The sequence below is a fragment of the Alteromonas aestuariivivens genome (assembly GCF_003367475.1).
Classification (GTDB): Bacteria; Pseudomonadota; Gammaproteobacteria; order Enterobacterales; family Alteromonadaceae; genus Alteromonas; species Alteromonas aestuariivivens.
Genome location: NZ_QRHA01000010.1, coordinates 37,754 through 53,058, shown reverse-complemented (window position 1 = coordinate 53,058; position 15,305 = coordinate 37,754). Strand labels below are relative to the sequence as shown.

Annotated in this window: 8 protein-coding genes; 3 read left to right on the top strand and 5 right to left on the bottom strand. The window is 53.7% G+C overall.

What is annotated here, in order from left to right; translation table 11 throughout:
* Positions 1-38 precede the first annotated feature (38 nt).
* From recD to recC, 3 genes are read right to left on the bottom strand one after another with little or no spacing between them, the layout of a single operon-like run.
* On the bottom strand, positions 39-1,946 hold the full coding sequence (gene recD, locus DXV75_RS13685; protein WP_115593992.1) for an exodeoxyribonuclease V subunit alpha: 1,908 nt from the start codon (positions 1,944-1,946) through the stop codon (positions 39-41).
* The gene (recB, locus tag DXV75_RS13680; protein WP_115593991.1) at positions 1,943-5,566 is read right to left on the bottom strand and encodes an exodeoxyribonuclease V subunit beta; all 3,624 of its coding nucleotides are present in this window, start codon (positions 5,564-5,566) and stop codon (positions 1,943-1,945) included. Before recB ends, recD begins: the two co-directional genes overlap by 4 nt.
* Entirely contained in the window at positions 5,563-8,844 is a 3,282-nt protein-coding gene (gene recC / locus DXV75_RS13675; protein WP_115593990.1) for an exodeoxyribonuclease V subunit gamma, read from the bottom strand. Before recC ends, recB begins: the two co-directional genes overlap by 4 nt.
* A gap of 552 nt (positions 8,845-9,396) precedes the next feature.
* Between recC and DXV75_RS13670 the strand changes: the two genes are divergently transcribed.
* A complete protein-coding gene (locus tag DXV75_RS13670) occupies positions 9,397-10,050 on the top strand; it encodes a dUTP diphosphatase (protein ID WP_115593989.1) in 654 nt (217 codons plus the stop codon).
* Between the two features lie 91 nt (positions 10,051-10,141).
* Here the strand turns inward: DXV75_RS13670 and DXV75_RS13665 are convergent, their stop codons facing one another.
* Both DXV75_RS13665 and DXV75_RS13660 read right to left on the bottom strand, forming a co-directional pair.
* A complete protein-coding gene (locus DXV75_RS13665) occupies positions 10,142-10,531 on the bottom strand; it encodes a hypothetical protein (RefSeq protein ID WP_115593988.1) in 390 nt (129 codons plus the stop codon).
* A 114-nt stretch (positions 10,532-10,645) separates the two neighbouring features.
* Positions 10,646-12,316, bottom strand: a complete 1,671-nt coding sequence (locus DXV75_RS13660) for an AMP-binding protein (protein WP_115593987.1) — start codon at positions 12,314-12,316, stop codon at positions 10,646-10,648.
* Positions 12,317-12,598: 282 nt separating this feature from the next.
* Here DXV75_RS13660 and DXV75_RS13655 point away from each other — a divergent pair, with 282 nt between their 5' ends.
* Positions 12,599-13,057: a (2Fe-2S)-binding protein gene (locus DXV75_RS13655; RefSeq protein ID WP_115593986.1), complete on the top strand. Its 459-nt coding sequence runs from the start codon at positions 12,599-12,601 to the stop codon at positions 13,055-13,057.
* On the top strand, positions 13,054-15,297 hold the full coding sequence (locus DXV75_RS13650; protein WP_115593985.1) for a xanthine dehydrogenase family protein molybdopterin-binding subunit: 2,244 nt from the start codon (positions 13,054-13,056) through the stop codon (positions 15,295-15,297). The genes DXV75_RS13655 and DXV75_RS13650 overlap by 4 nt, the downstream gene beginning before the upstream one ends.
* Positions 15,298-15,305: the final 8 nt, after the last annotated feature.

Here is a 15,305-nt window from a genome sequence, read left to right as displayed (position 1 = left end):
TAAAATCGGGGGCTTACAATTTTCGACCCAAGGCCTTTTTACTCTTGGGTGCCCGCCAGATTTTGCAGCAGAATATCGCGAAGGCCGGAAAACCTGTGGTGCCGGGTATGTATAACCTGGCTAAACCGGGTTTTGTCACTCAGAAGCAGACAACCTTTTCGGGCGCGGGTAAGGCCGGTATACAGCAATTCCTTGCTGCACAGGCTCTCAGCCTGCCTGCTCGCTGCTGGCGGCACCAGCAACACCACCTGTTCAAATTCCGACCCCTGGGATTTATGCACGGTCATGGCAAACACGGTTTCCACTTTTGGCAGGCGAGCCAGGCTGAACGCGCGATAGCCTCCCTGCGGAACTTCAAACCAGGCTTTAAGGCGGCCGCTTGCGTCCGGCCACACCAGACCAACATCGCCATTAAACAAACCCAGCGCATAGTGGTTTTCAAGTACCATCACCGGGCGCCCGGCGTAATGCCCTGCCGGGCCGGCCCGGGCAGACAACCCCAATGCCTGCTCAATTTGCCCGTTGAGAGCCTGACTGCCGAACTGGCCCCGCCGCAGTGGTGTAAGCCAGCGGCAATCATTCAGGTTCTGCATGGCCGTATTAAGATCCCGGGCCGTAATGAGCCTGTTAAAACTGGCCTGGGCCAGAGCTTTGATTTCGGCCACTGCCATTGTCAAAGGCAATTGCGCAACACCTTCGAGTGACAGCGAACCGTACCAGTCTGTTGGGCCCGCTTTTGTCATCATTTCCCACGCCACTTCAGCCTGTTGCGCCTGGATTGCCGCCGCCACATCGGCAAGTGCACCCGAAAACCGTTGGCTGGTTCGCAGAGTGTGAACCCGATCCGATAGAATCGCAGCGGCTTCGGACGGGCTAACCGCCATTTCCGGTAAATGAGGGCAAAGTCGGGCAATATGGTTTTTCAGCGCTGCACTTACTCGCGAACTGTGAACTTCTGAGCCAACCAGAGCTTCCAGCACATTACCGGACTCCACAGCCGGCAATTGTTCCGCGTCCCCTACCAGCACCAGCCGGGCATGAACCGGTAACGCCCTGACCGTGCGGGCCATTAAAGCCAGGTCGACCATCGAAACCTCGTCGACTATCAGCACATCACAGTTTAAAGGGTTCTGTGCGTCACGCCGACAGTCAACACCGTAACGGGACATTCCAAGCAGCCGATGCAAGGTGGTGGCTTCTTTGGGTAACCGGGCAACCAGTGGTTCCACCGCTTCGCCTTCAATTCGTTGCAGGCTGGCGCTGACCGATTCCGTCAGGCGCTGGGCTGCTTTACCTGTTGGTGCTGCCAACTGAATAGTGAGTGAATTTGCGTGAGCGGCCTGTAATGCCAGCATCAGTCGGGTAACCGTGTAGGTTTTGCCGGTTCCCGGCCCGCCATTGATGATGCTGAATCGCTGACCGAGACTGCCTGCAGTGGCTACCTGCTGCCAGTCCTGGCTGTTGTCTGGTAGCGCAGAAAACAGTAACGGCCATATTTTCTGCACCTGAGTAACCTGAGCATCAGTGAATGATTCCGGTTTACAACGTTCAGCCAACGCCCGAGCCACTTCCTGTTCGAAATTCCAGAATCGTCGGGAGTACAGCCGGCCATTGTCCAGAACCAGTGGATTGGGCGTAGTTAGCTGTGCCAAAGCCAGTTCAACGGCCTTCTGCACTAACGGCAATTCCGGAAAACTGTACCCCTTAACCTCGGATTCACTGTCATAAAACCAGTGCTGACCGGCGATTTCCGATAAAACCAGGCAGGTATGCCCCTGACGCTGGGCAACTGACAAGGCCAGTAAACAGTGAAACCACACCTCGATGTGCTCCAGGCCCTCCCCATGAGCCAGGGAAAATTCCCGTGCAAAGTAAAAGTCAATGGCTTCCGGGCCAGCGAGTTGACGTTGCAGGGCTTCCAGAGAGCCAGGTAAGGAAACGCTCATACCTGCCCCTCCGGGATTTTACCGGCAAATACTGCATCCAACTGTTCAAGTAAGCTGGTTGTCAGTTCGGTGAAAAACACCCCGTGAGGCTCAGGATTGTCCGGATGCATGCCACGAAGATACAAATAGAATACACCACCAAAGTGCTCGTCCGCGCTGTAGTGCTCCAGTGACACAGACAGGTAACGATGCAAAGCCAGCGCATAAATCAGATACTGCAAATCGTACTGGTGAGCCTGATTGTTCTGAACCAGTGCCGGGTAGTTATAATCGCTGCGGTTATCGCCAAGGTACGTGGATTTATAATCCGCCACGTAAAAGCGCCCGTTGAATTCAAAAATCAAATCAATGAAACCGTGCATCATGCCCTCAAGGGCCTGGGAAGATAAAGCTGGCACAGTCTGGGCATCGGCCCCCACTTCAAGCCGGTGATGTTGTAAAATATTTGCCAACTGGCTCCAGTCCACCGATTGCAGGGGGAAATAAAATTCGGCTTCGCGCAAAGTTTTGCCTCGCGGTAATGCTCCCAGAGTCAAATCCGCATGAGTGGAGTGACCAAGCGGAGTCGCCAGCACTTCGTTGAGCCAACCGTAAAGTGCAGGCTGGCTCTCTTCAGCCAAGCCAAACCGGCGACAATGCTCAGTACCGCTGGCGACCCAGTCCGGCGCGTCAAAATCGGCATCTTCCAGCAAATCATGTAACAGGTTACCGGCACTGGCACCCTTTTCGAAAACAAACCGGAACTCGGCTGGAGCAACCGCAGATAGTGGCTGAATGGGTTCCGCTTCAGGCACCACCGGCAGTTCCGCTTCGCGTCGGTTCTGCTTCACAACGGTTTGCAACCGGGTTAGCGCGGTAAACGAATAGAGCCGCCAGTTCTCTTCCACGCTGCCTGTAAAACTGGCCAGTGACAAGGTAAACGAATTAGCCTGAGGAGACCTGACCGCTCCCCCAATTTGCACCTCATCCACAGAAATAACACCACTGTGCTGCCCCGCTTCTTCGCATACTCGGGCCAGTGTGGCAGACCAGTCGGTTTCACTGCTGACGCCAAGCGCGTGCGCCAGTGCCGACCGATGATGCTGTTTGAAGGGTGCAATGCCCAGATAACAACGATGCGCAGCTCGGGTGACAGCCACATACAGCAGCCTGACGGCTTCTGCCTCACCTTCCTGGCGGGTGTTCTGTATCGCCAGATGGCCGGGCCCCAGTTGAAGGGTTAGTGAATTGCGATGCGGATCATAGTATTTGTAATGGTGTAGCCACTGATTTCCAGCCTTGGCTGGGTCTCGATAATCACTGGCGAAGGGAACAAACACAATTGGGTATTCCAACCCCTTGGACCCATGCTGGGTAATCAGCTGAATCAGTCGGGCATCGCTCTCCAGCCGTTGAATTTGTTCCTCCCCCTGAGCCGGATCCTGCATTTGCTGATTAAGCCATACCAGTAACTGCTGCGGTTGTGGCTGCCCCTCGGCAAAACGCTGCAGTACCTCCGCCAAATGAAGATAATTGGTCAGTTGGCGCTCAACCTCACCACCAGTAGCGGAATAATGGCGCTGTAACAGCTGCAGCATCAGGGTCATCGGCCCTTTTTGCAGCCAAATCTGGCGCAAATCGTAAATTTGCCCCATGGTAGCTTCCCACTGCCCGTCATCCTCGTGATGCAACAAGTCCACCAGCTGCTGATGACTCAAACCAAGTAACGGGCTGCTCAGGCAGGCAGACAGGCGACGGCGTTCCTCCCAGTGCCAGATTCCGTCCAGTACCCGAAATACGTCTTCAGCCTCCGGGCTGCTGAACAGATTGCTTTTGTTGCTGAGAAATACTGCCCCCAGCCCAGCGCGGGCGAGTTGCTGCTGCAAAAGCATGGCTTCCGGCGCACTGCGCACCAGAATCGCGATGTCTGCCGGTTGCACCGGTTTGTCCCCCAGCGTTGCTTCGCTGAGCAAACGCTGAATTTCATTGCACAACCACTGCCCCAACGCCCGCTGCATTTGATCCTTAGCCGCGTCAGCCGCCTCCCCCTCAAACGGCAGGCAAACATAATTCAGCGCTCGGCGGCTAACGTCAGGGTCCTTCAATGGCGTGTTGGCGGCTTTGGCAGATGCGGTCGACAAAACCGGTTCATAACCAATACCAAATCCGAATACATCCCTGGGTGGCGCTTCAGGCGCTGTACCATAAAACAGACGATTGTACGCCTCTACCATTGGCGCAACCGAGCGCCAGTTGGTGTCCATAACCCAACGGTAATCAGCCTGACGGGAGGCTTCAAGGTAGGTAAAAATGTCACCACCACGAAAACCATATATGGCCTGCTTCGGATCCCCAATCATCATCAGCACCAGTTCCTGGTTATCCTTGGGGTAAAGGTGGCTTAAAATCTCGTACTGGTGGTTGTCTGTGTCCTGAAATTCGTCTATCAGTGCCACCGGATAGAGCGCCTGAAGTTGCTCGCGCAATTGCGGTTCCCCTGATGACAGCTGGTGCGCCAGGGAAGAAATCAGGTCGTCAAAGTCCATCACGCCCTGACGCTGCTTGTTGCGGCTGACGTGTTCGCGAATGTATTCAAAACCATTCGCTACCAGTTGATAGGCGTTCAGGCTGTCTAGTCGCTGCAGCATACTTTGCTGAGCGCTCTCAAGCTGCTTTTTCACCTCTGCCATCAGGCCTTTGAGCGGCGCGAACAGCGCCTTCAGTTCCTCATTTCCACGATACCGGTTGCCGTTGATAAAGCGCCCTATTTCAGCCGGCGGCAGTGACAAAGCGGATTCATTCAGCCATTGCAACAGAATTTCCCATTCCTGCTGCCGCTGGGCCGCTTCCTTGGGTTTTTTGTGCACCAGCGCGGCCAGCACCTGCGTTTCAGCATTCAGCAGTTGGTCCCGAATGGTACGAAACTCCCCGCCAAATTCAGACTCGGCAGCAGCTATCTGCGCCTGGGCATCGGCTTCAATCTCCTGATGGTCTGGCACTCGCGGCACAAGGGGGCTGCGGATGGCGGCACCAAACTGCCTGAGCAATGCCTCCGGATCGTGCCAACCCCGGGTATACAGGGCTTCAAAATCCTGCTCGCTCTGGCCAACAAGGCGCACCCAATCCTGTGCTGCCTGCAAATACAGTGGCTGTATGTCAGTTGCCAGACTGCGCTCCATGGGGGACCCGCTGGCAAACGCCAGCTGACTGAGCACTTTGTTGCAAAAGCCGTGAATGGTAAACACCGCAGCATCGTCCAGCTCCAGTAACGCCACCTGCAGGTTCGCTATCGCCTCCTGCGGTTCCAGTTGCTCATAAAGACTTCGGTATACCGGCTCTGCGGCAGCCAAAATCTCTTGTTCACCGTTAACCACAGCCTGCCAGAATGACAGAGCATGACGCAGGGTTTCGGCAATACGGCCACGTATTTCTTCGGTTGCGGCTTTGGTAAAAGTCATCACCAGTATTTGCTGAACGTTAAGCTTTTTTTCCAGCAGAAGCCTGAGGTACAAACGGGTAATGTTGTAGGTTTTCCCGGTTCCGGCGCTGGCTTCAATCAGATGACGCCCTCGCAATGGCATTCCCGCAACATCCAGGGGTTTTGGGACATCATTCTGTAGCAGAGAAGATTCCGTCGTCATAGTTTGCTGTCCTTCACGCCTTGGACCATAGGCAAAAACAAAGCGTAAAGCGCCTCTGTAGGCACCTGCCCTAGCGACAAACCGTCGGGATAAAACCAGCGCATGTAGGGGTCGTGTCTGAGACCGTTATTCTGACCGCGCTGGCCTTCCCAAAGGGACTGCCAGCTGGCCTGTGCCCCATAGCCTTCCAGCCAGTCAGACCAGGTTTCTTTACCCGCATCCTTGATGAGCTTCATACCGGCCTCGACAGAGTAAAGCAAGGGGGCCTGACACAACCGGAGGTAAGCCTGTTCAAACTCAGCCAGCAGTGCACTTGCCTGGGTGGCAGAGATGGCATTAAACCGGGTTACGCGCAATTGGTACTCCTGTTTGCTCCAGTTTAGATAATACGCTTCCAGCCCGGAAGCATAGCCCTGGGCGTTAAAACACAACAGAGTTAAAAACTGGCTCAGTATACGGTAACCGGACTGCTTACCAGTGTGCATCATGCTCAGGTTATCACCACCAGACCAGGCACTCCCCACCAGCCGAATATGATGGCCTTGCCAACATGATGCCTGCGTCGTCATTTGAGACAGGCCGGCTGCCGACGCAAGGGCGGTTGCGGCATCAGACCAGAGCTGCAGTTTATCCTCTGTAACCGGGTTATCAGGCAATGCGCCGCTGCACTGCAATTGCCTCAGTACATTGTCGTTTGGCTGTTGAGCCGCAGCGTTTAACGCCAGACTGTCCAGCGCCTGATAACGGGTCAGCGCATTCTCGGTAAAGGGTTCTGCATCCTGCAACAGGGGGGCACTCTGCTGCAGATAGACCCCCAACGTCTGGTTAGCGAAATACTCCAGTGGCGAACGAAAAGCCCGGCTGAATTCGCTAACCTTAAGTTCTTCAGCAAGCTTTACTTCCGAAACTGGCTCAATTCGGCTATCCAGCTGCTCCTGCTGCCCCTGGATAGCTTCGGCAAGCCGATGCCATCCGCGCTCAAAACTGGGCAGAGGCCCACTAAAACAGCCGGTGCTGAAAGGATGCAACCCCAGTTGTCGTTGGCTCAGGTGTTCGCCGTCGTACCCCTGTCCGATAACATTCAGCAACTCAGCAAGCACCAGGCTGGGCTGACGGGGTGAGTTGTCCTGGGCACTATTGGCCTGATAACTCAGGTACAAACGCTGGCGGGCAGAAATCAGCGCTTCCAGAAACAGATAGCGATCTTCTAGACGGCGGGATCTGTCGCCACGAAGTCGCGCCGTGCGGGCCATTAAATCAATGCTAATGGGCTGGGACTGGCGGGGAAACTCCCCATCATTCAGGCCCAGAATGCACACCACTTTAAACGGTATGCTTCGCATTGGCAGCATGGAACAGAAAGTGACCTGACCGGTCATAAAATGGTTGCCCGCATCCGGGGATGAAAAGCGTTTGATGAGCACATCCCGTACCTGTCGCAACGACAGAGTTTCGTCAAAACCCGCCTCTTCACAGTGCGCTGCCAGATCGGCGGTAGCACGGGCAATGCTCTCCCAGCTGTCCAGCGCATCCGGCTGGGGGGCAAAGCAGGCATCACGCAACTCAATCAGAAATTCATGCCACTGCGCTGCACTTCTCGGTGTTTTCAGACGCTCGGCAAAACGGCCAAGCTGTTCAACCAAATCAATAAGTTTGCCCAGCACCACTGTATTCTGGCCTTCAACGTCCGGAACGGTGAGCAGATCATCAGCCAAAACAGCACTGTCCTCATACACCATGCCAACCAGCAAGCGCTTCAGCCCCCACGCCCAGGAATGCATGGCCGAAGTAGCCGCCCCGTCTGTAATATTCGCTTTGTGCTCGGCATTTCTTCCCCAGTGGACATGTGCCTTCTGCAGCCAGTCGGTCATCAGCAGCAAGTCGTCGCTGGTCAGTGAAAACCGGCTTTGTGTTGCTTCCAGGCGCAGGTAATCGAGGATCTTGCTGACTTCAAAACGGCTGTCGGGCAGGCTTAGCAAACTGATAAAGGCGGCCACCAGGGGTTCTGAATCCATTGGCGCCCGGTCGGCAATTGAACAGGGAATTCGGGGCGGCACTGCATGTTCTGGGCGGGGTGTACCTATACGATGAAAAACCGCGTCCACCAACGGAGCATATTCTTCAATGGCTGGGCACATCACCACAACATCAGACGGATGAATATCAGGGTCGTCCTGCATCATCTGCAAGAGCGCATCGTGCAGGCCCTGCACTTCACGCAATGCACTGTGTGCACGGGTAATTAAAATACTGTTGTCGGTGCCTTTTGCCATAAAACCTGCAGACGGCGCGCAGGCATGAAGAATGTCGTTCTGAAGGGCATGCAGGCGGTTGAGTGGTTCATCCGGCTCTTCAAATTCTGCACTGTCAAAAGCACTGATTTCATAACTTTGCAATTCTGTTAACTGATTGAACAGTTCCCGCCCCTGTTTGCCAAGATTCCCCAGCAAAGGGTTGGCCTGCTGCTCTGCCACAAACTGTTCAATACCGTGGGTCCGCAAAGTCAATGCCAGTTCGCGATCACTTTTACTGTCGCCCCAATAATTAACGCTGGGATTAAGATGAAAGAGATGAATATCAATGTGCCTGGCCAGGGCGTCAAAGAACTGCACCACCTGCGGTGCAAGCGCATTTATGGCGAACACAATGACCCTATTGGGCAACCCCTTGGGTCCGTGTTGCTGCAATGCCTCAACCGACAATTTGTGCAGCCGGGCAGGATGCAACGGCTGCTGTTCAACCAGAAGCCGCCAAATCAAGGCCTGCCATTCTTCATCGCCCTGCTCACCGATTGCTGACTCATTGTTCTCCCAGGCAAACAACCAATGGGGGCGATACAACAGATACTGCTCGAATACGTCTGCCAGCGCTGCTGCAAGTTGCAGACGCTGGGCACTTCTGGCCTCTTCGTCTTGCAGGGCATTCCAATACTGACAAACCTTGCGGCTCTGCTGAAATGTCTGAAAACGGCTGCTGCGCAAAATACCCTCTATCCGCCATATCAGCACTTCGCGGCGGTAAGATGATTTCCTGGGTACGCTATCGGGCCCCAACAGTGCCCGGGCTGTATCCCACATGAAACGGGTAGGCAGTGGAAACTGCAAATTCATTGCAATGCCCTGCTGCCTGGCCAGTTGCATGTTCAGCCAGTGTTGCATGCCTGGGCTTTCGACCAGTATGGTTTCAGGGCTGAACGGATCGCCGGGCTGACGGGACAGCAACTCACCGAGCAGGTAGCTGAGATGTTCCAGTTTGTTGGAGGGATAAAGTACAAGCAAGAGCTAGGGCACAACGAAGACAAATACTTACGCGCATGTTACGGCATCCGGTGGTTTTCATCCACCGTATTAAAACCGCTGACTTTTGTCATAACCAAAACCACCTGACAATTGAAAAACGGCAACACCGACACAGGCAATTAGTAGCGGGCAAAAAAAAACCCACACAGACCTCAGGACACGAAAAATCTGTATGGGCAAGGTTACGGGCTTTGTATTGACAACCTGAAAGCGGCGTTGCCTGGCACCGAATCAAGTTAGCGCCAATAAAAAGCACAGTTAACAACTCTCCCAATGCATTCATAATGCCAGCTTGAAAATTAAATAAAAATCAACAGCTTAAATTAAGTTGCTTTATTTATTTTCGCCTCTTCAAAATGTAATTTTGGTGCAGATGCACCAAACGAGCTCATTGGTGCGGCGCATCATATTGCTAAACGATTTCGCGCTTGGTGAAAGCTGCCGCTTTCGCTACAATTTGGCCATCTCGTTACAAACGGCGGCACTGTTCTGCCACCGTTTCACGCCTATTCGTATTACAGGAACTGTTTCATGCTAACTCAACAACAACTGGCTACCATGCTTTCACTGCAAGACAAAATGAACACCAAAGTTAATGCAGAATGGTTAACTGCCGGTTACGGCTATCTTCGCGCAGCCATGGTGGAGTCCGTCGAGGCGATTGAGCATCACGGCTGGAAATGGTGGAAAGCCCAGAAAATGGACCTGCCCCAGTTGCAAATGGAAATGGTAGACATCTGGCACTTTGCCCTGTCTGCCTGCATCATTGATTACCGGGGTGACGTGCACGCCGCCGCCAATGCCCTGTCTGCACAGCTGGCACAAGCCCATTCACACGTTAAATTTGACAGCAAGGACTACTATCCTGAGCACATGGATCTGCTCGATAATCTAGAGTTGATGGCCGGTTTATGTGCCGCCAAGCGCTTCAGCGTGCCTCTGTTCATGCACATCATCACATTGTGTGAAATGAGCAGTGACGATTTATACCAGCAGTACGTGGGCAAAAATATCCTTAACTTTTTCCGCCAGGATCATGGCTACAAAGACGGTACCTACATCAAAGTGTGGAGCGACCGTGAGGATAATGAGCATTTGGTGGAAGTGCTGGCAGAACTGGACATGGACGCAGCGGATTATGACGAGCAGGTTTACGCCGGTTTAAAAGCCCGCTACCCCCAGTAACCCCCTCAGTGTAGTACCAGCCTGGCAACCAGATTTCAGAGTATTGCCAGGCTGAAGTTGCTTGAGTTGACCCAATGAAGCTTTCCACTCTTCACTGAACCGGGTTTTTATATTTCTCAGCTTCGGCTTCAAACGCCTTACATTCAGCCGTCACGGCCCTGTCTTCGAGGAGCTTGCTACACGGAAGTTCTGTCATGGAGTTCATACAGCTTGCTGCCGGCCGAGCCAGTTCCTGATACTGCTCAACGTCACTTTCCGTGAACTTCATCATATTTTCACACATGGCAGAGAGCATTCCGTCTACCATGCTGCGCATTTCCTGCGAGACGCCCTGCTCTTCCTGCATGTGTTCGAAGGCACACTGTTTGATTTTTTGGCATAACCCGTTGTAAGCCGACTCAAACTCATCAAGTTCCGAACTTGCTGCAGAACCGGCCTGCAACAGGCCGGCCACTATCACCAACGCCGATTTTCGCATCATAAAGCCCCCGGCAACTCAAAGCCCAAACACTAAGTAAAGCAAAGCTGAATTAAATCGCCAGTAGCGGGGCCTGACGGTCTTCCTGTTAGCTCCAAAGTTATTGCAACACCCGGTTTAGAGCCAAACCAGCTTGTCTGAATAATCCGCCTGAATAATGTCATTGAAACGGGCTTCCAGAATATGGCGTTTCACTTTGAGCGTTGGTGTCAGCAGATCATTTTCCACCGTCCAGGGCTCATCCAGAACAATAACCCTGTCGAGCTTTTGGTGGCTTTCCAGAGTAAGATTCACTTCGTTGAGGGTTTTGTTCAGCGACCGACCCAGTGCATCACGGCCCATACTGCGACTGTCCTCACTGAGCACCAGCAAAGCAATGGGCTGTGGCAAATTGCTGCCTGTCACACACACCTGCTCGATCAGGGAATTTTGCATCAGTTTGGCTTCGATTGGTGAGGGTGTGACGTATTTGCCCTTGGCGGTCTTAAAAATGTCCTTCAAGCGCCCGGTGATGCGAATGTAGCCTTCCTCGTCAATCACCCCTTTATCGCCGGTTTTCAGGTAGCCATCTTCGGTGAAGACTTCCGCGGTTTTTTCAGGGTCCAGATAGTATTCGGTCATGTTACAGGGCGATTTAACCTGAATCTCCCCTTCATCCGATATGCGAATGCTCACGCCTTTGTAGGGCCGGCCAATAGTCCCAATTTTGTCCAGCCTGAAAGGAACCACGGCTGAACCGTAAGCGCTGTTTTCAGTCATGCCCCAGCCTTCGGAGATGCATATGCCCAGACGGGCAAACCAGCGAATCACCGCAGGCGCCAGAGGTGCAGAGCCGCTGGCCCACAAACGGGTGCGGTCCAGACCAAGTCCTTTGCGGACTTTCTTGGCAATCAGATTTTTGACCAGCGGGATCCGCAAGAGTATATCCAGCTTATTTTGAGGGATTTTACTCAGAATGCCCATCTGGAATTTGGTCCACAATCTTGGCACAGACACAAACAACGTTGGCTCGCAGGCCTGGACATCGCGCTGAAAAGTTTCCAGAGACTCAACAAAATAAATTTGTTCACCAGCATAAAAGCTGGCCAGTTCCACCAGTACCCGTTCCGTAATGTGGGCAAGTGGAAGATAGCTCACCATACGGTCCTGTTGACTCAGTGTGAGGGATTCCAGCGCATGCTGCGCAGCCCAGCAAATGGTTTCATACGTGTGCACCACGCCCTTGGGCTGCCCGGTACTGCCGGATGTGTAAATAATGGTCATTATCTTTGCCAAATCCGGCAACGGCGATGTTTCAATGGGCGGGCAGTCAATAAACTCCGGCCAGTACTGATCGGCAGTGGTTCCCGGATAAGGAAAAGCCACTGTGGGAATTGCAGGGTCGATAGCGGCGATCTGCTTTTCCGGTTCGTCCAGCTTGCCGACAAAAACCAGTTTTGCGTCTGAATGGCGCAGTACGTAATCAATGGTTTGTGCACCCGCAGTCGAAAAAATGGGCACAGAAACATGACCGGCCATCATAATGCCCAGGTCAACCACAAACCATTCAACACAGTTTTTGGACAGGATAGAAATTCGGCTGCCTTCAGGAAGGGCCATCTGTTGCAGGCGGCGGGCAACTCTGCGGGCCAGATTCCCCACCTCACTCCAGGTGTATTTCTGTAATTCACCGTTGACGGGCTGAAACAGGTAAGGCTCATCACCCCGGGTTGCTTCCCAGTAGTAGAGCATGGACAACGGTGTGACAGTCTGCCCGTTAGTCATAGGATTAGTAAGATCGGATGGCATAAGGTACTCAGCTGACTAAGTTCTGTACGATGATTTTACAAATTGTTCACAGGCGAATAATAAGCCCTATTCTGCCCGAATAAGCAAGTCATCCGAGGACCAAAAGCCCAAATTTGTTCGTAAAAGTTCAATTGTTGCCCTATATCCTTTGTTGCGTTCATTTTTTCGGCAGTCGCATCCTCAGGGAAATTCGTCGAATTTGAATTGACCTGACCGGAATTTGATAGAAGCTGATTCAATTGGTAAACACATTGTAGACAGAGTTAAAACACGGGGCACTGTATCATGAAGATCACCATCAATGGCCAGACCGAGGAATACCAGGGCGACCCACAAATGCCGCTGTTGTGGTATTTGCGGGATGAATTACACATGACCGGAACCAAATACGGATGCGGTATGGCGCTGTGTGGTGCCTGTACCGTGCATGTTGATGGCCAGCCTGTTCGCTCCTGCCGCCTGCCCATGGCCGGGGTTGATGGCAAGTCGGTCACCACCATTGAAGGCCTTTCTTCACATAACGATCATCCCTTACAGGTTGCGTGGGCACAGCACAATGTCCCCCAGTGTGGGTACTGCCAAAGTGGTCAAATCATGCAAGCCGCAGCCTTGCTGGAGAAAAATCAAGCTCCGACTGACAGTGACATCGATTCCGCCATGGCAGGCAACATATGCCGATGTGGCACTTACCCGCGGATACGCGCCGCAATCAAAAGTGCCGCCAGAGGAGATGCCAAATGAGCAACCAGTTTCAACCTCAGCGTCGCCAGTTTCTCAAACAGGTCTCCGGCACAGCCGGGCTGACCCTAGGCGTGGCAATGTTACCTGCCAGCCGGGTTGTCGGTGCATCCGACGTTGTCGGTGAAGCGTTATCCCCCAATTTGTTTGTGACTCTGGAACCCAACGGTGACGTCAATATTACCTGCCACCGCTCGGAAATGGGACAGCAAATCCGCACGGCAGTGGCGCAGATCATTGCCGACGAACTGGAAGCAGACTGGCAGCGGGTTACAGTTTTGCAGGCGAAGGGGGACCCTGCCTATGGCGATCAGAACACCGATGGTTCCCGAAGTGTTCGCCGCAATATGGAACGCCTGCGACAGGCCGGAGCCACCGCAGCATTGATGTTGCGCCGGGCAGCGGCCGAAGGCTGGCAGGTAAGCGCTGATGAATGCGTCTGTGATAATCATAAAGTCATACATTCGGCCAGTGGTCGAAGCGTGGATTACTCTGAACTGGTTGCCGTTGCCGCCGGTCTGCCTGTGCCCGACAGCGACCAGGTCAGCCTGAAGCCAAGGAACCAGTGGCGATACATCGGCAAAGCCATTGCCAGTGTGGATTTAACCAGCGTAGTTTCGGGTAACGCTGTTTATGGGCAGGATGTGCAACTTGACGGTATGCTGGTGGCAGTTATTCAACGCCCGCCGGTTCTGTATACCCGGCCGAAAAGTATCGATGACAAGGCTGCTCGCAAAATACCGGGTGTGGTTGACATCATAGAAATGCCCGGCGCGTCAGCGCCAGCCCTCTTTGCGCCGCTTGGCGGCGTGGCTGTGGTGGCCAAAAATACCTGGTCGGCACTTCAGGGGGTACAGGCACTAAAAATCACCTGGTCTACCAACGAACACAGCACTTACCACTCCGAGAGTGAGAAACAGCGCCTGATTGATACGGCACAGCAGGCAGGAGAAACGGTTCGACAGCGCGGCGATGCTCAAGCAGTGCTCGCCGCTTCCGAGCATACTCACAGTGCCACATATTATGCTCCCCTGTTAGCCCAGGCCCCGATGGAGCCTCCCGCTGCAACGGCGTGGGTTGAGGATAACCGCGTACAGATATGGGCCTGCACCCAAACACCACAGGCAACACGTAAGTTTGTTTCAGAAGCTCTGGGCCTTAGCCCGGAGGTGGTCGAAGTCAATGTCACCCTGCTCGGTGGTGGGTTTGGGCGTAAATCCAAACCCGACTTTTCCGTGGAAGCTGCACTGCTGTCGAAACAAACCGGTACTCCGGTCAAAGTGGTCTGGCGCCGGGAAGACGACATCCAGAATGGCTATTACCACACCGTCAGCGCCCAGTATCTGCAGGCTGCGCTGGATAGCGATGGCACCACTGTCGCCTGGCGTCACAACACCGTATTTCCGTCCATTTCGTCGACATTTAGCCCCGATGCTGTATCACCAAGCAGCGGGGAACTTGATTTGGGTTTTATCGACAACCCTTTCAGTATCGACAACATGCTGTTGGAAAAAGGCCAGGCAAAACCGCACGTCAGAATTGGCTGGCTGCGCAGCGTTGCCAATGTCTACCACGCCTTTGCCATCCAGTCATTTGCTGACGAACTGGCACACAAAGCCAAACAGGACAGTAAAGCATACCTGCTCAAACTTATCGGCCCCGCACGGATGATTGACCTGACTGAGGACGGCGCTGAATACGGCAATTACGGCGATCCCATAGACAAATACCCCATAGATACCGGGCGTCTGCGTAACGTAATTGAACGGGTCTGTAAACTCGCGAACTGGGACCAGCGCGGGCAACAGGGGCGATATCTTGGCCTCGCCGCCCATCGCTCATTTCTGACCTACGTGGCAACCGTGGTGGAAGTTACCGTCAATGACTCAGGAGAATGGCGTATTCCCAATGTGTACATGAGTATTGATGCGGGTACGGTTGTTAATGAAGGCAACGTAAAGGCGCAGTGTGAAGGCGGTGCTATTTACGGGCTCAGTTGCGCGATTGGCGAATTATCGGCCGCCAAGGGGGCAATCACCCAGAGTAATTTCCATAATTATCAGGTTGCCCGCATGCAGCATAGCCCGGCCAACATTGAGGTAGATATTGTCGACAGCGTTGCACCTCCCGGCGGTGTAGGCGAGCCCCCTACTCCCCCGTTTACTCCGGCACTGGCAAATGCCCTGTTTGCCGCAACCGGTAAACGCATCCGGGAACTGCCCATCCCCTTAACCATCCGTTAAGGATTGTG